Below are 249 nucleotides of genomic sequence, written 5' to 3'. Positions count from 1 at the left end.
GAGCGTAACGCGGCAACGACCGTCTCCGCTCCTCCTTCGACCGGACCAATCGCTTTAAGTGAGGCATGCACCATCAAGAGGTCACCGGTTTGGACTCCGAGTTTTTGAAGCGCCTCCGTTATTGCCTTCCGCGTATGCATCGCGATATCTCCTCTAAACTGCAAAACACTATACGGGGTCTGACGCTCAGTGGAACGAAAACTCACGTTAAGGGATTTTGGTCATGAGATTATCAAAAAGGATCTTCAC

Annotated in this window: 1 protein-coding gene; it reads right to left on the bottom strand. The window is 50.6% G+C overall.

Annotated features, from left to right (window positions below):
- On the bottom strand, positions 1 to 140 hold a 140-nt coding region (locus QMN38_RS26855), incomplete at its 3' end, for an AAC(3) family N-acetyltransferase (RefSeq protein ID WP_172400500.1).
- Between the last annotated feature and the right edge of the window lie 109 nt (positions 141 to 249).

Source organism: Citrobacter sp. R-1.5.2, assembly GCF_035064245.1.
Taxonomy (GTDB): domain Bacteria; phylum Pseudomonadota; class Gammaproteobacteria; order Enterobacterales; family Enterobacteriaceae; genus Citrobacter.
This window is presented reverse-complemented; position numbering and strand designations above follow the sequence as displayed.